26 protein-coding genes are annotated in these 18,435 nt (G+C 66.6%); 16 read left to right on the top strand and 10 right to left on the bottom strand.

The genetic code is table 11. The annotated features are described in order from the left end of the window. The first annotated feature begins 130 nt into the window (after window positions 1-130). The gene (locus ACE3P6_RS02110; protein ID WP_374391308.1) at window positions 131-484 is read left to right on the top strand and encodes a hypothetical protein; all 354 of its coding nucleotides are present in this window, start codon (window positions 131-133) and stop codon (window positions 482-484) included. Between the two features lie 85 nt (window positions 485-569). Here ACE3P6_RS02110 and ACE3P6_RS02105 read toward each other — a convergent pair whose 3' ends face one another. Together ACE3P6_RS02105 and ACE3P6_RS02100 are read right to left on the bottom strand one after the other, a co-directional pair. Then, window positions 570-1,109: a murein L,D-transpeptidase family protein gene (locus ACE3P6_RS02105; protein ID WP_374391307.1), complete on the bottom strand. Its 540-nt coding sequence runs from the start codon at window positions 1,107-1,109 to the stop codon at window positions 570-572. Further along, the gene (locus ACE3P6_RS02100; RefSeq protein ID WP_374391318.1) at window positions 1,106-2,278 is read right to left on the bottom strand and encodes a MalY/PatB family protein; all 1,173 of its coding nucleotides are present in this window, start codon (window positions 2,276-2,278) and stop codon (window positions 1,106-1,108) included. Before ACE3P6_RS02100 ends, ACE3P6_RS02105 begins: the two co-directional genes overlap by 4 nt. Window positions 2,279-2,474: 196 nt before the next feature. Here ACE3P6_RS02100 and def (ACE3P6_RS02095) point away from each other — a divergent pair, with 196 nt between their 5' ends. The 4 genes from def (ACE3P6_RS02095) to ACE3P6_RS02080 are packed head-to-tail and all read left to right on the top strand — an operon-like array spanning window position 2,475 to window position 4,659. Then, window positions 2,475-2,987 (top strand): peptide deformylase, encoded by a 513-nt coding sequence (gene def, locus ACE3P6_RS02095; protein ID WP_374391306.1) that lies wholly within the window; start codon window positions 2,475-2,477, stop codon window positions 2,985-2,987. Next, on the top strand, window positions 2,984-3,487 hold the full coding sequence (def, locus tag ACE3P6_RS02090; RefSeq protein ID WP_374391305.1) for a peptide deformylase: 504 nt from the start codon (window positions 2,984-2,986) through the stop codon (window positions 3,485-3,487). Before def (ACE3P6_RS02095) ends, def (ACE3P6_RS02090) begins: the two co-directional genes overlap by 4 nt. Next, window positions 3,484-4,374 carry a methionyl-tRNA formyltransferase gene (gene fmt, locus ACE3P6_RS02085; RefSeq protein WP_374391304.1) on the top strand — a complete coding sequence of 297 codons (891 nt, stop codon included), beginning with the start codon at window positions 3,484-3,486 and terminating at the stop codon, window positions 4,372-4,374. Before def (ACE3P6_RS02090) ends, fmt begins: the two co-directional genes overlap by 4 nt. A 51-nt stretch (window positions 4,375-4,425) precedes the next feature. Then, on the top strand, window positions 4,426-4,659 hold the full coding sequence (locus ACE3P6_RS02080) for a GlsB/YeaQ/YmgE family stress response membrane protein (protein WP_374391303.1): 234 nt from the start codon (window positions 4,426-4,428) through the stop codon (window positions 4,657-4,659). Here the strand turns inward: ACE3P6_RS02080 and ACE3P6_RS02075 are convergent. The 8 genes from ACE3P6_RS02075 to ACE3P6_RS02040 all read right to left on the bottom strand — a co-directional run bounded on the left by ACE3P6_RS02075 (window position 4,652) and on the right by ACE3P6_RS02040 (window position 9,477). Then, complete coding sequence (locus ACE3P6_RS02075; RefSeq protein ID WP_374391302.1) at window positions 4,652-5,152, bottom strand: transcriptional regulator; 501 nt, start codon at window positions 5,150-5,152, stop codon at window positions 4,652-4,654. The two genes, ACE3P6_RS02080 and ACE3P6_RS02075, sit on opposite strands and share 8 nt — an antisense overlap. Window positions 5,153-5,190: 38 nt before the next feature. Next, on the bottom strand, window positions 5,191-5,835 hold the full coding sequence (locus ACE3P6_RS02070; RefSeq protein ID WP_374391301.1) for a trimeric intracellular cation channel family protein: 645 nt from the start codon (window positions 5,833-5,835) through the stop codon (window positions 5,191-5,193). After that, window positions 5,832-6,290 (bottom strand): ribonuclease HI, encoded by a 459-nt coding sequence (rnhA, locus tag ACE3P6_RS02065; RefSeq protein ID WP_374391300.1) that lies wholly within the window; start codon window positions 6,288-6,290, stop codon window positions 5,832-5,834. Before rnhA ends, ACE3P6_RS02070 begins: the two co-directional genes overlap by 4 nt. Window positions 6,291-6,293: 3 nt before the next feature. Continuing rightward, on the bottom strand, window positions 6,294-6,755 hold the full coding sequence (locus ACE3P6_RS02060) for a DUF3429 domain-containing protein (RefSeq protein WP_374391299.1): 462 nt from the start codon (window positions 6,753-6,755) through the stop codon (window positions 6,294-6,296). A gap of 37 nt (window positions 6,756-6,792) precedes the next feature. Then, window positions 6,793-7,260: a hypothetical protein gene (locus ACE3P6_RS02055; RefSeq protein WP_374391298.1), complete on the bottom strand. Its 468-nt coding sequence runs from the start codon at window positions 7,258-7,260 to the stop codon at window positions 6,793-6,795. Beyond that, the gene (ispH, locus tag ACE3P6_RS02050) at window positions 7,260-8,213 is read right to left on the bottom strand and encodes a 4-hydroxy-3-methylbut-2-enyl diphosphate reductase (RefSeq protein ID WP_374391297.1); all 954 of its coding nucleotides are present in this window, start codon (window positions 8,211-8,213) and stop codon (window positions 7,260-7,262) included. Before ispH ends, ACE3P6_RS02055 begins: the two co-directional genes overlap by 1 nt. Window positions 8,214-8,432: 219 nt before the next feature. Continuing rightward, on the bottom strand, window positions 8,433-8,858 hold the full coding sequence (locus ACE3P6_RS02045; protein ID WP_374391296.1) for a YqaA family protein: 426 nt from the start codon (window positions 8,856-8,858) through the stop codon (window positions 8,433-8,435). Between the two features lie 43 nt (window positions 8,859-8,901). Further along, complete coding sequence (locus ACE3P6_RS02040; protein WP_374377015.1) at window positions 8,902-9,477, bottom strand: NYN domain-containing protein; 576 nt, start codon at window positions 9,475-9,477, stop codon at window positions 8,902-8,904. A gap of 144 nt (window positions 9,478-9,621) precedes the next feature. On the opposite strand from ACE3P6_RS02040, the gene folK reads away from it, so the two are divergent. The 11 genes from folK (at window position 9,622) to ACE3P6_RS01985 (ending at window position 18,405) form a co-directional block, all read left to right on the top strand. Continuing rightward, the gene (gene folK / locus ACE3P6_RS02035; RefSeq protein WP_374391295.1) at window positions 9,622-10,194 is read left to right on the top strand and encodes a 2-amino-4-hydroxy-6-hydroxymethyldihydropteridine diphosphokinase; all 573 of its coding nucleotides are present in this window, start codon (window positions 9,622-9,624) and stop codon (window positions 10,192-10,194) included. Window positions 10,195-10,278: 84 nt separating this feature from the next. Further along, the gene (gene rpoZ, locus ACE3P6_RS02030) at window positions 10,279-10,632 is read left to right on the top strand and encodes a DNA-directed RNA polymerase subunit omega (RefSeq protein ID WP_294972420.1); all 354 of its coding nucleotides are present in this window, start codon (window positions 10,279-10,281) and stop codon (window positions 10,630-10,632) included. A gap of 40 nt (window positions 10,633-10,672) precedes the next feature. After that, window positions 10,673-12,790, top strand: a complete 2,118-nt coding sequence (locus tag ACE3P6_RS02025) for a bifunctional (p)ppGpp synthetase/guanosine-3',5'-bis(diphosphate) 3'-pyrophosphohydrolase (protein ID WP_374391294.1) — start codon at window positions 10,673-10,675, stop codon at window positions 12,788-12,790. Window positions 12,791-12,874: 84 nt separating this feature from the next. Next, window positions 12,875-13,555, top strand: coding sequence for a DUF2062 domain-containing protein (locus ACE3P6_RS02020; protein ID WP_374376962.1), 681 nt, complete (start codon window positions 12,875-12,877; stop codon window positions 13,553-13,555). A gap of 27 nt (window positions 13,556-13,582) precedes the next feature. After that, window positions 13,583-14,356, top strand: coding sequence for a pyridoxine 5'-phosphate synthase (locus tag ACE3P6_RS02015; RefSeq protein WP_374391293.1), 774 nt, complete (start codon window positions 13,583-13,585; stop codon window positions 14,354-14,356). A 113-nt stretch (window positions 14,357-14,469) separates the two neighbouring features. After that, the gene (locus ACE3P6_RS02010) at window positions 14,470-14,991 is read left to right on the top strand and encodes an HdeD family acid-resistance protein (protein WP_374391292.1); all 522 of its coding nucleotides are present in this window, start codon (window positions 14,470-14,472) and stop codon (window positions 14,989-14,991) included. 82 nt (window positions 14,992-15,073) lie between these two features. Then, the gene (gene acpS, locus ACE3P6_RS02005) at window positions 15,074-15,523 is read left to right on the top strand and encodes a holo-ACP synthase (RefSeq protein WP_374391291.1); all 450 of its coding nucleotides are present in this window, start codon (window positions 15,074-15,076) and stop codon (window positions 15,521-15,523) included. Between the two features lie 26 nt (window positions 15,524-15,549). Beyond that, entirely contained in the window at window positions 15,550-16,350 is an 801-nt protein-coding gene (lepB, locus tag ACE3P6_RS02000) for a signal peptidase I (RefSeq protein ID WP_374391290.1), read from the top strand. Continuing rightward, window positions 16,347-17,036 (top strand): ribonuclease III, encoded by a 690-nt coding sequence (gene rnc, locus ACE3P6_RS01995; protein WP_374391289.1) that lies wholly within the window; start codon window positions 16,347-16,349, stop codon window positions 17,034-17,036. Before lepB ends, rnc begins: the two co-directional genes overlap by 4 nt. Then, window positions 17,029-17,943 (top strand): GTPase Era, encoded by a 915-nt coding sequence (gene era / locus ACE3P6_RS01990; protein ID WP_374391288.1) that lies wholly within the window; start codon window positions 17,029-17,031, stop codon window positions 17,941-17,943. Before rnc ends, era begins: the two co-directional genes overlap by 8 nt. Before the next feature lie 126 nt (window positions 17,944-18,069). After that, on the top strand, window positions 18,070-18,405 hold the full coding sequence (locus ACE3P6_RS01985; protein ID WP_374391287.1) for a DUF1491 family protein: 336 nt from the start codon (window positions 18,070-18,072) through the stop codon (window positions 18,403-18,405). Window positions 18,406-18,435 lie beyond the last annotated feature (30 nt).

The raw sequence follows: 18,435 nt of genomic DNA, 5'->3' as shown, positions 1-18,435 counted from the left end.
TCAACCAAGGGTTGCAGAATCCCGTGTGTTGCGTGCCATGCAGCGTTTACATTCGCGTAATACCCTTGTGACAGCTTGATTTTTTGCCGGTCCGCTTCAGAATTTCAGTGGGAGAGGTGTCGAGGCTGCCATGCTTGAGTTTCTGCCGAACTATGTGCGTGAGGGGCTGGAGGCCGCGCGCAAACGTGACCTGAAGCGGAAGTCGCGGCTGCGGGTGCAGGTGGGCGATGCGGTCTATCCGGTGCTGCGGTTCTGGGACAACGGCTTTGCGCTGGATGCGGATTTCTCGCCCGGGAAACTGCGCGGGCTGGTCGATGTGTTCGACGGCTCGCGGCATGTTTTTCAATGCCTGATCATGGCCTCCAGCATTGATGACGGCGAACTGGTCTGCGATTTCAAGCGGGCGACGGCGGTGTCGGACCGGGCGCCGCTGGACTTCTGGCGCGACGAGAATGCGCCGGTGGGGTATCTGCCGAAAGCGTGAGATTGGCCGAGGCCTCCTCGTGCGCCTTCGGCTTCTCGTCGGAAGTGTCTGCGAGGGCGGACGAAGTTCCCGACGAGCCGTCGCGTCAGGGCCGCACTTCCACCTTGGTCCCGATGGGCGTGACGGCCCAGATTTCCTCGATCTCGGCATTGGTCAGGGCGATGCACCCTGCCGTCCAGTCACCCTTGATTTTCAACCCGTCCGGCAGGGCGTTCGGCTGGCCGTGGATGAAGATGTCGCCGCCGGGGGAATAGCCCTCCTTCGCGGCCCGCGCGCTGTCCTCGGGCTGCGGATAATCCAGTCCGATCGACAGATGAAAAGCGCTTTCAGCGTTGCGGCGGTCGATGGTGAAGGTGCCCTCCGGCGTCTTGCCGTCGCCCTGCCGGACCTTGTCGCCCGCAGGGGTGAACCCGAGGGCGATCTTGTAGGTGCGGACCGGCTTGCCATCCTGGAACAGCTGCATCCTCCGCGCGGCCTTCTCGATCACGATCCGGTCGATCTCTCCCGCCAGTGGCGGCGGTGGCGGCGCGGGGACCACCACCGGCGGGCTGTACAGCGAGGCGGCGATGAAGCCGAACCCCACCAGGAGGCAGAGATAGACCAGAAGGCGCAGCAGCCGGATCATTGCAGATCGGAGAAGGCCCTTTCCAGCCGGGCCACCGCCTCGGCGACTTGCGCACGCGGGCAGGCGAGGTTGAAGCGCAGGTAGGTTTCGCCGCCCAACCCGAAGCTTGCGCCATAGTTGGTGGCGATCTTCGCGACCTTCTGCACCCGCTCGATGAACTCTTCCGGGGTCATTCCGGTGGCGGAGAAATCGACCCAGGCGAGGTAGGTCGCCTGCAGCGGAGTGGAGCGCAGGCCGGGGATCCGGGCGATGCCTTCGTCGAAGAGCTTCCGGTTGCCGTCGAGGTAGCGCATCAGCGCATCGACCCAGGTGGCGCCTTCCGGGCTGTAGGCGGCGGTCGCCATGTGCATCCCGAAGGAATTGGGCGAGATGCCCATCGCGTTGATCGTGTTGGCGAAGGTCTTGCGCAGCGCGGGGTCGGCGATGATCACGTTGCCGATATGGGCGCCGGCGATGTTGAAGGTCTTTGTCGTGGCGGTCATCATCACCAGCCGGTCGGCGATCTGGGGCGCGGCCTTGGCCATGACCATATGCTTCTGGCCGGGATAGACGAGGTCGTGGTGGATTTCGTCCGAGACGAGGAGGAGGTCGTGCTTCACGCAGAAATCCGCCACAGCGCGCAGCTCATCCGCCGTCCAGACCCGCCCGCCGGGATTGTGCGGCGAGCAGAGGATCAGCATCTTCTCGCGTCCGGTCAAGAGCTTCTCCCAGGCGGCGAAGTCCATGCGGGCGGTGCCGTCCTCCAGCACCAGCGGGCATTCCGTCACCTCGCGCCCGGCGGCTTTGATGACGCGGGCGAAGGCATGGTAGACCGGGGTCATCAGCACGACCGCATCGCCGGGCTTGGTGAAGCTGTGGACGCAAAGCGCGGTGCCGTTGACGAGGCCGTGGGTGGTGAAGATCCATTCGGGCGCCACCTCCCAGCCGTGACGGTTGGCCATCCACCAGCGGATCGCGTCGAGATATTTGCGGTCGTCGCCGAAATAGCCGTAGACGCCGTGGTCGAGCATCTTTTGCAGGGCGTACTGCACCACCTGCGGCGGCTTGAACTCCATGTCCGCGACCCACATCGCCAGCCCTTCGTCCGGGGTCAGGCCGTAAAGCGGTTTCATCATGTCCCACTTGGAACAATGGGACCCGGCGCGGGAGATCGGGGTGTCGAAGGTCATGTCAGTCAGCCTGTTGGTTGGGATGATCATCCGAATAATCCATCATTATCGGGAAGTCATCCCAATTATTTTCATATGATTGAGAAAATGATCCAAAATACTGCAACAATATAGAACAAGCAATCCGCAGTGCCTGCCGGGGCCGTTTTCCCGCGTTCCTCTTGCCATCCGGGGCCTGCTTTCGTAGATCGCTTCCATGATCCGCCCCATCCTGATCCATCCTGATCCGCGCCTCAAGAAGCTCTGCGATCCCGTGGCGGAAATCACGCCCGAGGTCCGGCAACTGGCCGCTGACATGCTGGAGACGATGTACGACGCGCCGGGCATCGGCCTCGCCGCACCGCAGGTCGGCGTGACCAAGCGGGTCATCGTGATGGACTGCATCAAGGAAGGCGACCCGGAGCCGATGGCGCTGGTCAATCCCGAGATCATCTGGTCGTCGGAGGACCTGTCGACCTACGAGGAGGGCTGCCTGTCGATCCCCGAGCAATATGCCGAAGTGAAGCGTCCGGCCGAAGTGCAGGTGCGCTGGCTGGGGCTGGACGGCGAGGTGCAGGAGCGGCAGTTCGCGGGCCTCTGGGCGACCTGCGTGCAGCACGAGATCGACCATCTGGATGGCAAGCTGTTCATCGACTACCTGGGGCCCCTGAAGCGGCAGATGATCACCCGGAAGATGGAAAAGCTGAAGCGGGAACGGGCGCGGGCGTGACGGTCCGGCGCTGCCTGCCCTGGCCTGCGGCTGTCCTGCGGACCCCTGCGGCGGAGGTTCCCGCGATCACCGATGAGGTGCGGGCGATCTGGACCGACATGATCGACACGATGGATGCGATGCCGGGCTATGGCCTCGCGGCGGTGCAGATCGGGGTACCCTTGCGGCTGGCGGTGGTGGATTGCTCGGACGCGCGGGGGCAGGCGGTGCGGATGGCCAACCCCGAGGTGCTGCACGCCAGCGTCCAGTTGCGCGAGCATGAGGAAGCCTCGCCCAACCTTCCAGGCGTGTCGGCCGTGATCCAGCGGCCGAGGGCGGTGACGGTGCGGTTCCTGAACGCCGAGGGCGCGGTCGAGGAGCGGGATTTCGTCGGGCTCTGGGCGACGAGCGCGCAGCACCAGATCGACCATCTGGCGGGGAAGATGTATTTCGACCACCTCTCGCCCCTGAAGCGCAAGATGCTGATCGCCAAGGCCGATAAGCTGGGGCGGCGCGGATGAAGGTGATTTTCATGGGCACGCCGGACTTCTCGGTCCCGGTGCTGGACGCCATTCACAAGGCGCATGAGATCGTCGCCGTGTATTGCCAGCCCCCGCGCCCGGCGGGGCGGGGCAAGGCTGACCGGCCCAGCCCGGTGCAGGCGCGGGCCGAAGCTCTGGGGTTGCCGGTCCGCCATCCGGTTTCGCTGCACAGCGACGGGGCGGCGGCAGAGTTCGCCACGCTGAACGCCGATGTTGCGGTCGTGGTGGCCTATGGGCTGATCCTGCCGCCCGCCATACTTGAGGCCCCCCGGCTTGGCTGCCTGAACATCCACGCCTCCTTGCTGCCACGCTGGCGGGGCGCGGCGCCGATCCATCGCGCGATCATGGCGGGCGACCGGGAAACCGGGGTCTGCATCATGCAGATGGAGGCGGGGCTGGACACCGGGCCGGTCCTTCTGCGGGAAGCGGTCGAGATCCGGCCCGAGGAGACCACGGCAGAGTTGCACGACCGGCTCAGCACCCTGGGCGCGCGGTTGATCGTCGAGACGCTGGAGCGTTTGCCCCTGCCAGCGGTGCCTCAGCCCGCCGAAGGCGTGACCTATGCCACGAAGATCGACAAGGCCGAAGCGCGGGTGGACTGGGCCCGCCCGGCGGTCGAGGTCGACCGGCTGATCCGCGGCCTCTCGCCGTTTCCGGGGGCCTGGACCGAGGTGAACGGCGAGCGGGTGAAGCTTCTGCGCTCCCGGCTGGCGACCGGGCAGGGGGTGCCGGGGCAGGTGCTGGGCGGCTTCAAGATCGCTTGCGGGAGCGGCGCGGTCGAGATCACCGAGGCGCAGCGCGAAGGCAAGCGCCCGATGCCCGCCGCCGAGGTTTTGCGCGGTCTGATTTTGCCCGCCAGCCTATAGCGCGGGGGCCAGACGGTTCCCATATCCCGCAGACAAGGGGGGAGGGACACCATGCCGCTTGTTGCACTGCTGATCGTCGGGGTTGCCGTGGGCTTTCTGGCGACGCGCATCCTGAAGGTGAACATGGACACGCCGTCGACCATCGCGCTTGGCGTGCTGGGGGCGTTGATCGGGACGCTGGTGCTGCGCGGGCTGGTCATGCTGGCCGGAATCGGGGCCGGGTTCGTCGGCGCGCTTCTGGGGGCGCTGATCCTGATCTGGGCCTGGAAATCGCTGGTCAGGTAAGCCGCTTCACGGCGTCCTTCAGGCGGAATCCGGGCTCTCCGGCCCCGGACCACAAAGCCTGCCCCTGCCAGGCGGCGAAAAGCAACGCCGCACTTTCCCGCGCCTTCTGCCCGGACCCAAGCCGCAGGGTCAGTGCGGTTTCCACCCCCGCCCGCCAGCCCGCCGCACGCTCGGCAAGGTCGGGGTCGCGCAGGTCGGCGGCAAGGGCGGCAGGGTCGAGCGGGCCGATGGCCTTCAGCAAGCCCTGCGGCCCCTTGTCGGCCGTCCCGGCAATCGCCTCGCCCGTGCGCCGCTCCAGCGCATCCCAGGCGGCAAGGCGGGCGGCCTTCACCATCCCGTCGCGGCTGCCATAGCGCTGCACCAGTGTCGGCGGGGCAAGCCCGGTCAGGCGGGCGACGGACCCGAAGGAGACTGCCTTGTCGCCCCCTTCGGCCATCAGGCGCCGGACGGTGGCAAAGACGGTTTCATCGGAGATCGTGCGGGTGCGGGGCATGCAAGGATGCTAAGCGAACACCCGTTCACATGGCAAGCTCAGCGTTTCGGCGCCCCGGGGCGGGGTGGCTGCGAGCGATAGACCGGCAACCGCCAGCCGAAGGCGATGCTGCCCGCCCGCAAGACAAAAACCAGCGCCGCGCAGATGAGGAGCGCAAACCCCTGCGGCAAGCCGAAGCTGCCCGCCACCACCGCCCCCAGCGACCCGGCCAGCGCGCAGGTCGCGTAAAGCTCGCCCTGTTTCAGGACCAGCGGCACCTCGTTGCAGACCACGTCGCGCAGCAGCCCGCCCATGCAACCGGTGATCATCCCCATGACCAGCACGATGGGCCAGCCCTGGCCTTCCGCTAGCGCCACGGCCACCCCGGCGGGGACAGCGACAGCCAAAGCGGCGGCGTCGAACCAGAGAAGCGCGCGGTAGCGGCTTTCGAGGAGATGGGCGGTGAAGAAGACCAGCACCGCCGCAACCGTGGCAACGCCCAGCATCAGGGGATCGGCGACCCAGAACACCTCGCGGTTCAGGATCGCATCGCGCAGCGTGCCGCCGCCGACGGCCGTCAGGCAGGCGATGAAGATGAAGCCGACGATATCGAGTTGCGACCGGCTGGCGGCGAGTGCCCCGGTCAGCGCGAAGACCAGCACCGAGGCGTAGTCGAGCCCGTCCTGAAGGGTGAAGCCGCTCATGCCGGGGCCTTGAACGGCGCCATCCCGGCGCGGGCAAGCGCGTCGGCGCGCTCGTTCTCGGCATGGCCCGCGTGGCCCTTGATCCAGCGCCAGGTCACCTGATGCCGGGCGGCGGCGGCTTCAAGCCGTTGCCACAGCTCGACATTCTTCACTGGGCTGCCCCCGGCGGTGCGCCAGTTTTTGCGCTTCCACCCGGAGATCCATTCGGTGATGCCGTTCTTCACATAGGCAGAGTCGGTGACAATGGTCACGTCCGAAGGCCGGGTCAGCGCCTCAAGCGCCGAGATCGCGGCCAGGAGTTCCATCCGGTTGTTGGTGGTCAGCGCCTCGCCGCCCTGCAACTCGCGTTCCTTGATGACCACGCCGTTCTCGCGGGCCAGCATCAGCACGCCCCAGCCGCCGGGGCCGGGGTTCCCGGAGCAGGCGCCGTCGGTATAGGCGAAAAGTTCGGGCATCGCTCAGGCCTGCAACGGGATGGCGAGACAGGCAAGGGTGACGACAGTCAGCATGACCCGCAGCCGCAGCCACCAGCGCGGCGCAAGGCCCCAGGCCTGGAAGGTGGCGTCGAGGAGCAGGAGCCCCGCGAATCCGGCGGCAAGGAAGATCGCCGAGGTGTCGGAGGCGTCGGAGACCATCACGAAGCCCCAGAGCGCGGGGATGACCGAGAGGGTATAGGCGACGGCGGCCTCGCGGCCCTCGGCTTTGGTGGCGAAGCCCCAGAGGACGCCGGACATGAAGGCAAGGACGACGCTGCCCCAGGTCATCCCGACATAGGCGCCGAGGAACATGGGCTTGAGCCACAGCCCGGCCGAGGCGGTGAGGGCGGGCGATAGGTGTGTCGCGGCCGACCACAGGAAGGGGATCAGCCCGGCAAGGCCGAGGAGGAGGGCAGGGCGGGGGATGCGGGCGTCGTCACTCATCCGGCTGGTCTAGCGTGCGGGCGCGCGCATGGCCAGATCAGTCAGGGTGGGTGAAGCGGTCGAAGCGCGGGGGGATGGCGGCGGCGATGGCTTGCAGGACCTTGCCCACCCGCGCGGCATCGGCCTCGGCGGGCTGCGACAAGAGGGTGATCTTCGCCCCGTCGAGATAGACCGCGCCGCTGACCGAACCGCCGCCGACCATCGGATACTCGGCCTGCTGCGCGGGGTGCGCGGCGAGGTCGCTGTCCCGCGCCGCCGCGAGGATCGCCGCCAGCGCCTCGTCGGACACCTTGGCGCGGCGGGTCTTGCAGGCGGGGCCTTCGGTTTCATAGCCCTTGCAGTGCTTCAGGGTCAGCCGCCCGTCTGCAAGGATCGTCACGCTGGTTTCCCAGGCATATTCCGGGGGCAGGCTGCCGGAGTCGGTCGCATATTCGGCGAGGACCGGGGCGTCCTGGGCGATGGCGGCGGTCGCGGTCAACAGGAGGAGGGCGAGGGGTTTCAGCATCAGGCGGGCTCACGAAGGATGCGGGGGACCTTGAATTCGATGTCCTCGACCGTGGTTTCGACCAGATCCACCGTCACGGAGAAGCGGGCGCGGAAGGCGTCGATGACTTCGTTGACCAGAACTTCCGGCGCGCTGGCCCCGGCGGTCAGGCCGATGGCGCGGGCGCCCTGCAACGCACGCCAGTCGATGTCGGCGGCGCGCTGGATCAGCATGGAATAGGAGCAACCGGCTGCCGCGCCGACCTCGACCAGGCGGCGCGAGTTCGAGGAGTTAGGGGCTCCGATCACCAGGAGGGCGTCGATCTTCGGGGCGACGGCTTTCACGGCGGCCTGGCGGTTGGTGGTCGCGTAGCAGATGTCGTCGTGGGCGGGGGCGTGGATCAGGGGGAAGCGGGCCTTCAGGGCGGCGGCGATCTCGGCGGTGTCGTCGACGGAGAGGGTGGTCTGGGTGATGAAGGCGAGCTTCGCGGGGTCGCGGACCTGCAGGGTGGCGACGTCCTCGACCGTCTCGAGCAGCAGGACCTCTCCCGGCGGGAGCTGGCCCATCGTGCCCACGGTTTCCGCGTGGCCGGCGTGGCCGATGTAGATCATCTGGGTGCCGATCTCGTGGTGGCGGGCGGCCTCGTTGTGGACCTTCGTCACCAGGGGGCAGGTGGCGTCGACGGCGATCATCTGGCGGCGGGCGGCCTCAAGCGGGACGGATTTGGGGACGCCGTGGGCGGAGAAGACGACGGGGCGGTCGGCGGGGCAGTCTTCCAGTTCCTCGACGAAGATCGCGCCCTGTGCGCGGAGGGCGTCGACGACGAACTTGTTGTGGACGATCTCGTGGCGGACGTAGACCGGGGCGCCCCATTTCTGGATCGCCATCTCGACGATCTTGATCGCGCGGTCGACGCCTGCACAGAAGCCGCGGGGGGCGGCGAGGTAGAGGGTGAGGGGGGGCAGGTCGGGCATCGGGGGTTCCGGGGGTTGTCAGGCCAGACTTAGGGCCTGCGGGGCGCGGCGTCCAGTGCGGGGGGTGTCCACGGTGGACAGGATTTCGGACCAAGCGATTTCAAGGGGTTGGTTGCGGACGTTCAGGATCCGCTAACCACGATCCTCCTCGTGCGCCTTCGGCTTCTCGTCGGGGATGCCCCGGCGAGGAGTGCCCGAAGGGCATCGACGAGCGTCAGTCTAGCCACCAAACGCCGCAGCCCCCAGCCAGCCGAGCGCGATGTAGCGGGCGGTCTTGGCAAGGGCGACCAGCGCAAGGAACAGCGGAAGCGGCACCCGCAGCACGCCCGATACCCCGACGATCATGTCGCCGAAGGGCGCCCAGGACAAGAGGAGCAACCAGACGCCCCAATGGGCGAACCAGCCCTCGGCGCGGGCAAGTTGGGGCGGTGACAGCGGAAACCAACGGTGGTCGCGCTGGTCGGCCAGCCAGCGGCCAAGCGCATAGGTGACGCAAGAGCCAAGCGTGTTGCCGACGGAGGCGACCAGCACCAGAAGGCCAGTATGCCAACCGGCGGCCTGAAATCCCAGAAACACGATCTCGGATTGAAACGGAACCGGCGTCGCGGCCAGGAAGGCCGCGAGAAACAGGCCGGAAAGCGCCATCACGACCGGGTTCCCCAGACCCCGGTCGCAGGCGACAGAAGGCTCACTTCGCCTCGACCGCGACCTCTTCGGCGACGACGGGGCGCGGCTCGCGCGGCGGACGACCGATGACTTCCCGCAGTTCGTCCAGTTCGATGAAGTTGTCGGCCTGACGACGCAACTCGTCGGCGATCATCGGCGGCTGGCTGCGGATCGTCGAGACGACCGAGACGCGAACCCCTTGACGTTGCAGGCTTTCGACCAGGGGCCGGAAGTCGCCGTCGCCGGAGAAGAGCACGATATGATCGACCCGCTGCGCCAGCTCCATCGCATCGACGGTGAGTTCGATGTCCATGTTGCCCTTCACCTTCCGCCGTCCCTGGCTGTCGGTGTATTCCTTCGCGGGCTTCGTGCGCATGGTGAAGCCGTTGTAGTGCAGCCAGTCGACCAGCGGCCGGATCGGCGAATAGTCGTCATTTTCCAGCAGCGCCGTGTAGTAGAAGGCGCGCAGGAGCTTTCCCCGACGCATGAACTCCATTCGGAGAAGCTTGTAGTCGATGTCGAAACCCAGAGCCTTGGCGGCCGCGTAAAGGTTCGAACCATCAATGAACAGCGCGAGCCGTTCGTCCTTGTAAAACATTCAAAGGTCCCCTCAATGTCGCCGCGCGGTCCACGTCTTTCGTGTCAATCGCACGTCGCGTAGTCAAATCCGTCGGCCAACACCCGGTGAATACCAGCCCCGGACGCGATCCGACAAGTGAAGTATAGGAAATAATTCTGTCCGATGGGTAAATCAGTGCAAGCCTTGGTTGCGTTCGGCGCAAACCTGCCATTCGAGGGAGAATCGCCCGCACAGACGATTCTTGCGGCATCCAAAGCGCTTGCTGCAGAAGGCCTTTCGGTTCTGGCATTTAGCCCCTTGTACGCGACGCCCTGCTTCCCGGCGGGGGCCGGGCCTGACTATGTGAACGCGGCGGCAGTGCTGGAGGTGGACGCGCAAGTTGACGCTACGTCAATTCTGCAACGATTGCATCGGGTTGAGGCGCATTTCGGCCGGATACGGGAACAACGCTGGGGCATGCGGACGCTGGACATCGACCTGGTGGCCTTGGGCGATTCGGTGCTGCCCGATGCGGCGGTGCAGGATGCCTGGCGGATGCTGCCGCCCGGGGCGCAGGCAAAGGCCACGCCCGACCGGCTGATCCTGCCGCATCCGCGCCTGCAGGACCGGGCTTTCGTGCTGGTGCCCTTGGCCGATGTGGCACCGGACTGGGTGCATCCGCGACTGGGGCTGACGGTGCGGCAGATGCTGGCGGCGCTGCCCGCGGCGGATCGCGACGCGGTGAAACCCCTGTGATTTTGGCTGTTTTGCCGCTTGTCAAGCCGGAAGGACCGTCATACATAGGCCACTTCCAGCAGCCACGCCGATTGGAGTGTCCTTATGGCCCGTGTGACGGTCGAAGATTGCGTTGACAAGGTCCCGAACCGCTTCGAGCTGGTGATGCTTGCCGCCCATCGTGCGCGGGAGATCGCCTCGGGTTCGCCCGCGACGGTGGACCGCGACAACGACAAGAACCCGGTCGTCGCCCTGCGCGAGATCGCCGACGAGGCGCAGCAGGCTGAAGTGTTGCGCGAGCGGATGATCGAAAGCTACCAGACCCAGATCGAGGTCGACGAGCCGGAAGAAGACCAGATGGCGCTTCTGATGGGTGGCGAGATGGATCGCCCGATGGTCGACGACATGTCGGAGGAAAAGCTCCTCCGCGCCCTGATGGAAGCCCAGGGCGAGTTCTGACGGGCGCAAGCCCGGTGGTGGGCCCGAAAGCGGGGCGGTGATGATCGACGTCGAAGACCTCATCGCCCTGGTTCGCAACTACAACCCGCGTTGCAATGCCGACCTGATCCGTCGCGCCTATGCCTATGGCATGAAGATGCACGACGGGCAGATGCGGAAATCCGGCGAGCCCTATTTCACCCATCCGGTCGCGGTGGCGGCGATCCTGACCGAGCAGCGGCTGGATGACGCGACGATCATCACCGCGCTTCTGCACGACACGATCGAGGACACGCGGTCGACCTATGCCGACCTGACCGACCTGTTCGGCGCCGAGGTGGCGGAACTGGTCGACGGGGTGACGAAGCTGACCAACCTGCAGCTGTCGAACACCGAAAGCCAGCAGTCCGAGAACTTCCGCAAGCTCTTCATGGCGATGAGCCGCGACCTGCGGGTGATCCTGGTCAAGCTGGCGGACCGGCTGCACAACATGCGCACGATCCGGTCGATGCTGCCGGAGAAGCAGGCCCAGAAAGCCCGCGAGACGATGGAGATCTTCGCTCCACTGGCCGGGCGGATGGGGATGCAATGGATGCGCGAGGAGCTGGAGGACCTGTCCTTCAAGGTCCTGAACCCCGAGGCGCGCAATTCGATCCTGCGGCGGTTCCTGACCTTACAGAAGGAATCGGGAGACGTCGTGCACAAGATCACGGCGGACATCCTGCACGAGCTGGAAAAGGCGCAGATCGAGGCTGACGTGTTCGGGCGGGCGAAGAAGCCCTACTCGATCTGGCGGAAGATGCAGGAGAAGGACCTGGCGTTCAGCCGGTTGTCCGACATCTACGGCTTCCGGGTGATTGCCGGGTCGGTCGCGGATTGCTACCGCATCCTGGGGGTGATCCACCAGCGCTGGCGGGCGGTGCCGGGGCGGTTCAAGGATTACATCAGCCAGCCGAAGACCAACGGCTATCGCTCGATCCACACCACGGTTTCGGGGCGCGACGGCAAGCGGGTCGAAGTGCAGATCCGCACGCGCGAGATGCACGAGGTGGCCGAGGCGGGCGTCGCGGCGCACTGGTCCTATCGCGAGGGCGTGCGGGCGGCGAACCCGTTTGCGGTCGATCCGGCGAAGTGGATCGCGACGCTGACCGAACGGCTGGACGAGGGCGATACCGACGAGTTCCTGGAGCATGTGAAGCTGGAGATGTACTCCGACCAGGTGTTCTGCTTCACGCCGAAGGGCGACGTGATCCAGATGCCACGCGGGGCGACGCCGCTGGACTTCGCCTATGCGATCCATACGCGGATCGGGAACTCCTGCGTGTCGGCGAAGATCGACGGGATCCGGGTGCCCTTGTGGACCCGGCTGAAGAACGGCCAGTCGATCGAGATCATCACGGCGGAAGGCCAGCGCCCGCAGTCGAGCTGGATCGACATCGTGACCACGGGCCGTGCGAAGGCGGCGATCCGGCGGAGCTTGCGCGAGGAGGACCGGGGGCGGTTCGTGAAGCTGGGGCAGGAGCTGGCGCGGGCGGCCTTCGACCATGTCGGCAAGAAGGCATCTGACAAGGCCTTGCGGACGGCGGCGAAGATGCTGGGGCTGGCGGACGAGAGCGACCTGCTGGCACGGCTCGGCTCGGCGGAAATGCCGGCGCGGCGGGTGGTGGAGATCCTGTATCCGGAACTCGCGCAGGCGGTGGCCGAGGAAGTCGACCACAAGCGCCCGGTGATCGGGCTGACGGCGGACCAGACCTTCCGCCGCGCCAACTGCTGCCAGCCGGTGCCGGGCGAGCGGATCGTCGGCATCACCTACCGGGGGCAGGGCGTGGTGGTCCACGCCATCGACTGCCCCGCGCTGGAGGAGTTCGAGGACCAGACCGCGCGCTGGGTCGACCTGCGCTGGGAGGCGGGGCGGCATTCGCCGGTGTTCACGGTGAGCCTGGACGTGACGATCTCGAATGACGCGGGCGTGCTTGGGCGCCTCTGCACCTTGATCGGCGAGCAGAAGGCCAATATCTCGGACCTGCGGTTCACCGACCGGAAGCCGGATTTCTATCGCCTTATCATTGACGTAGATTTGCGCGACGTGGAACATCTTCATATGGTCATGACGGCCCTGGAGGCCGAAACCGACGTGGCGCAAATCTCGCGTCATCGGGATTTGACACGGCGGCCGTAAGCGGACGATACGGGGGCCGGTAGGCTGGAAACGGGTGTGGGGCCCGGACAAGGGGCGACGTTGGTCTTCAAGCGTAGAGAACCTTTGACGTGGAGCGCCTGGCTGCGCGAGCAGGTCTATCCGCGCTCGGGCTTCAAGCGGGCGATCCGCTATGTGGTCTACCGGATGCGCCGGTTGCCCGACCAGCCGCACCGGGTGGCGCGGGGGGTCTTCGCGGGGTCGCTGATCGGGTTCCTGCCGCTGCCGGGGCTGCAGTTCGTGGCCGCCTGGGGCGCGGCGCGGCTGGCGCGGGGCAATGTGCTGGCGGCGCTCCTGGCCACGTTCAACACCAATCCGGTGACGACGCCCTTCTTCGCGGTGCTGGCGATGACGCTGGGCCACTGGATCATGGGCATCGAGGCACCGCTGAACGCGAAGTACATCGGCCATGCCTTTGGCGAGGCGGGCCATGACCTGTGGTTCAACTTCATGGCGATCTTCGGCCCGGAGAAGACGCAATGGGACGGGCTGATCAAGTTCTGGCACGAAATCTATGTGCCCTATTTCATCGGCGCGCTGGGACCGGGGCTGATCCTGAGCATTGCGGCCTATTACATCACCATCCCGCTGGTCGAGGCCTACCAGAAGGCCCGCGCGGCCACCGCGCATGAGCGGGCGGAGCGTCGCCGCAAGATGCGGGCAAAGCTGGCGGAAGCGGCGGCCAAGCTGAAGCTGCGTGGCGAAAAGGGCGACGACGCAGATGACGACAGCCAAGGCGCGCCGTAAGCTGGCGGAAAACGCGGGAAGGCCGGAATGACCCAGACACTGCAAAAGCCCGGCAAGCTTCGGCTTGGGGTGAACATCGACCACGTCGCCACGGTGCGGAATGCGCGCGGCAGCGCCTGGCCCGACCCGCTGCGCGCGGCGCTTCTGGCCGAGACCGCGGGGGCCGACGGGATCACCGCGCATCTGCGCGAGGACCGCCGCCACATCCGCGACGCCGATATCGAGGCGTTGATGGCTGCGCTGACGGTCCCCTTGAACTTCGAATGCGCGGCGACGGCGGAGATGCAGGCCATCGTCCTGCGCCACAAGCCGCACGCCGTCTGCCTGGTGCCCGAGAAGCGCGAGGAGCGGACGACCGAGGGCGGGCTTGACGTGGCAAGCGACCTGGCCCGGCTGACCGACTATATCGCGCCGCTGCGCGAAGCGGGATGCCGGGTCAGCATGTTCATCAGCCATGACCCCCGGCAGATCGAGGCCAGCGCGAAGATCGGCGCGGCGGTGGTGGAACTGCACACCGGGCTTTATTCCGACCTGCTGGCCGATGGCCATGCGGCGCTTGGGGAACGGGAACTTGCCTCCCTGCAGGCCGGAGCCGAGCTGGCCGCCAGCCTGGGGCTGGAGGTTCATGCCGGGCATGGGCTGACCTATGACAATGTGGAACCGATCGCCGCAATCCCCGAGCTGGCCGAGCTGAACATCGGTCACTTCCTGATCGGCGAGGCGATCTTCCGGGGGCTGGAGCCCGCCATCGAGGAAATGCGCCGCCGGATGGATCAGGGCCGCGACCAGCAAGGCCGCTGATTGTGAAGGTGCCAGCGCCGGACCAGCGGGAATCAGTTCAGTGTTGACGGATTGGCAACGGCATGGTCCGGTCTTCCCTACGGGAACCTGTCTCCCGTTTGGTGGAGTTTCAGATGAAAAACAGAAGCTTGCTTATCATTCTCGGGATCATCACGGTGATCGCCGGGTTCTTCGCAATCCTCAATCCGGTGGCCGGGTCCATCGCGGTGACACTCCTGACCGGCTGGCTGTTCCTGCTGATCGGCATCCTGCAGATCGTCGCGACCTTTCGGGAAACCGACTGGAGCCATCGGTTGTGGTCGCTGCTTCTGGCGGTACTGGCCATCCTTGCGGGGATCAGCCTGCTGGCCAATCCGCTGGCCGGCGTGATCAGCCTGACCTATCTGCTGGCAATCCTGTTCGTGGTCTCGGGCGTCTTCAAGATCGTGGCCTCGCTGGCGATGGAGGCTGGCAACTGGAAGTGGATGGTTCTGCTGTCCGGCCTCTTGTCGCTGGGGCTGGGCATCCTGATCTTCGCCAACTTCGCCCAGGCCGCGCTGACCACGCTGGGGCTTCTGCTGGGGCTGCAGCTGATCTCGGACGGGGCGTCGATGCTTGGGCTGGCGATGGCATCGCGCCAGCTGGGACGGGGCTGACACATCTCCTGGAAGGCGGGCCGGTCTGCAACTGCGGACCGGCCCGTTTCTTGTGCGAAAACCGGGGCGGGGAGTTGCCGACATGATCCTGGGCATCGGCACCGACCTTGCCAATATCGAACGCATCGAAGCTGTCCTCGCGCGCCACGGCGACCGGTTCAAGGAGCGGGTCTTCACCGAGATCGAACAGCGCAAGGCGGAAAGCCGGGCGCGGGCGATTGCCGCCACCTATGCGAAGCGCTGGGCGGCGAAAGAGGCCTGTTCCAAGGCGCTGGGCACCGGGTTGCGCATGGGAATCTCCTGGAAGGACATGGCGGTGACGAACCTGCGCTCGGGCCAGCCGGTGATGCATGTCACGGGCTGGGCGGCCGAACGGCTGCGGGCGATGACGCCTGCGGGACACGAAGCGGTGATCCATGTCACGCTGACCGACGACCACCCCTGGGCACAGGCTTTCGTGGTGATCGAGGCCCGTCCGCTGGCCGCAGCGGGGGCCGCGCGCTTGACTCCCCCGACCCCGGCGCGCATGTAGCGCCGAAATCACAAAGGCAGGGCATCATGGCCAAGGACACTTCCGAAGGCGGCATCGTCGAGACCATCAAGACCGTCTTCTGGGCCCTGGTCATCGCCATCGGCTTCCGGTCGGTGTTCTTCCAGCCGTTCTGGATTCCCTCGGAATCGATGAAGGATACGCTGCTGATCGGCGACTTCCTCTTCGTCAACAAGATGGCCTATGGCTATTCGCGCTATTCCTGCGAGATCCCCTTCACGACGATCAGCCTCTGCCCGGTTTCCGGCCGGGTGTGGGGGGCCGAGCCGCAGCGGGGCGACGTGGTGGTGTTCCGCCATCCGACGGCGGGGACCGACTATATCAAGCGGCTGATCGGGCTGCCGGGCGACAAGATCCAGGTGAAGGAAGGGATCCTCTACATCAACGGCGTCGAGGCGCCGCAGGTGGCGGACGGGGTCTTCGAGGAAACCTACGAGCCGCAGGGCCCGATGCGCAACCGCCCGCGCTGCGAGAACGGCGCGGTGGGCGACGGCGGCATCTGCACGAAGAGCCGCTTCATCGAAACCCTGCCCGAAGGCCGCAAGCATCATGTCCTGAACATCGATGCCGCAGGTCCGGGCGACAACACCGATGTGTTCACCGTGCCCGAGGGCCACTACTTCGTGATGGGCGACAACCGCGACAACTCCACCGACAGCCGCTTCCCGCAGGCGGTGGGCGGGGTGGGCTACCTGCCGGCGGAATACCTGATCGGCCGGGCGGATAGGATCATCTTCTCCTCGGCGGGGCGGAGCCTGTTCTACTTCTGGACCTGGCGGGCCGACCGCTTCTTCAAGGCGATCGAGTGAGGCTTTCGGCCGACCTCCTGGCCTTTCAGGGCCGGTTGGGGCACCAGTTCCGCAAGCCCGACCTTCTGTTGCGCGCGGTGACCCATGCCTCGATCGGGTCGGCCACCCGGCCCGACAACCAGCGGCTGGAATTTCTGGGCGACCGGGTGCTGGGCCTCGTCATGGCCGAGGCGCTGCTGGCGGCGGATGCGGAGGCGAGCGAAGGTCAGCTTGCCCCCCGGTTCAACGCGCTGGTGCGCAAGGAAACCTGCGCCGATGTCGCGCGCGAGGTGGGGCTGGGCGAGGTCCTGAAGCTGGGCCGGGGCGAGATGCTGACCGGGGGTCGCCGGAAAGAGGCTCTGCTGGGCGACGCGATGGAGGCGGTGATCGCCGCCGTCTACCAGGACGCGGGCTTCGCGGCGGCGCAGGCGACGGTCCTGCGGCTTTGGGGCAAGCGGATCGCGGCGGTGGAGACGGACGCGCGCGACCCGAAATCGCTGTTGCAGGAATGGGCCCAGGCGCGGGGCATGCCGCCGCCGGTCTATGAGGAGGCAGGCCGCTCGGGCGCCGATCACGCCTTGGTCTTCACCATCCGGGTGAGGCTGGAGAACGGGGCCTCGGCAGAAGCGACGGCCCGCCCGAAGCGGCTGGCGGAACAGACGGCGGCGCGGATGTTGCTGGAACGGATGGAGGCGGGAAATGGTTGACACGCGCGCGGGCTTCGTCGCCCTGATCGGAGAGCCGAACGCCGGCAAGTCGACCCTTCTGAACCGGATGGTGGGGGCGAAGGTCAGTATCGTCACCCACAAGGTGCAGACGACGCGGGCGCGGATCCGGGGGATCGCGATGGCGGGGGCGGCGCAGATCGTCTTTGTCGACACGCCCGGCATCTTCCGGCCCCGGCGGCGGCTGGACCGGAGCATGGTCAAGGCGGCCTGGGGCGGGGCCTCGGATGCCGATGTGATCGTGCTTCTGATCGAGGCGCATCGCGGGCTGACCGAGGGCGCGCAGGCGATCATCGACCGGTTGCGCGACGAGATGCCGAAGGGTCAGCCGGTGGCGCTGGCAATCAACAAGATCGACCGGGTGAAGGCGGAGACCTTGCTCGCGCTGGCCGAGGCGGCGAACCAGGCCTTTCCCTTTGCGAAGACCTTCATGATCAGCGCCGAACGCGGCCACGGGGTCGAGGCCTTGCGCGACTGGTTGGCCGAGGTGCTGCCCGAGGGCCCGTGGTTCTATCCGGAGGACCAGATCGCCGACCTGCCGATGCGGATGATCGCCGCCGAGATGACGCGCGAGAAGCTGACGCTGCGGCTGCACGAGGAGCTGCCCTACCAGCTGACTGTCGAGACCGAGACATGGGAGGACAAGCCCGACGGGACGACGCGGATCGACCAGGTGGTCTATGTCGCGCGGGACGGGCACAAGGGGATCGTCCTTGGCAACCGGGGTGAGACGATCAAGGCCATCGGCCAGGCGGCGCGGGCCGAGATCGCCGAGTTCCTGGGCCGGACGGTGCATCTGTTCCTGCAGGTCAAGGTGCGGCCGAACTGGCTGGAAGAGGCCGAGCGCTATTCCGAGATGGGGCTGGATTTCAAGGACGGCGATGCCTGAGGGGGCCAAAAGTCTTCGAAGACTTTTGCAAATTCCTTCGAAGGAATTTGGCGCTGTTCTGATCCGGGCGTGCGGGTGGACGTGTCGGCGCCTCCGGCGGGAGTATTTTGGCCAAGAGGAAGCTGCATGAGCGTGCGACTGGCCTCGGGCGTCTGGGTTTCGGCCTATCTGACCCGGCTGCGGCTGGCGGATGTTCCGGCCTATGTCACCGCGAAGGGCGACCCGGAAGCGGGGGCGGTGGTGGTGAAGGTGGCGCTTCTGGACGGAACCGCGCGGGCTTTCGAGCGGCGGTCGGACCTGTTGACCGGCGCGCGGGCCTGGTTCCTGCTGGCCGAGGGCGCGGAGCGTGAGGTGGATGCGCTGCTGGCGCGGACAAGGGCGCGCGACCCCGACCTCTGGCTGATCGAGCTGGAGGACCGGCAGGGGCGGACGCTTCTGGATGAGGACGGCTTGCGGGACTGAGGGGTTCGGCGGAGCTTGCGCCCATCTGCG

Source organism: Tabrizicola sp. (assembly GCF_041911175.1).
In the GTDB taxonomy this organism is placed as follows: Bacteria; Pseudomonadota; Alphaproteobacteria; order Rhodobacterales; family Rhodobacteraceae; genus Tabrizicola.
The sequence above is the reverse complement of the archived record's forward strand: the minus strand, read 5'-3'. Positions and strand labels throughout refer to the sequence as shown.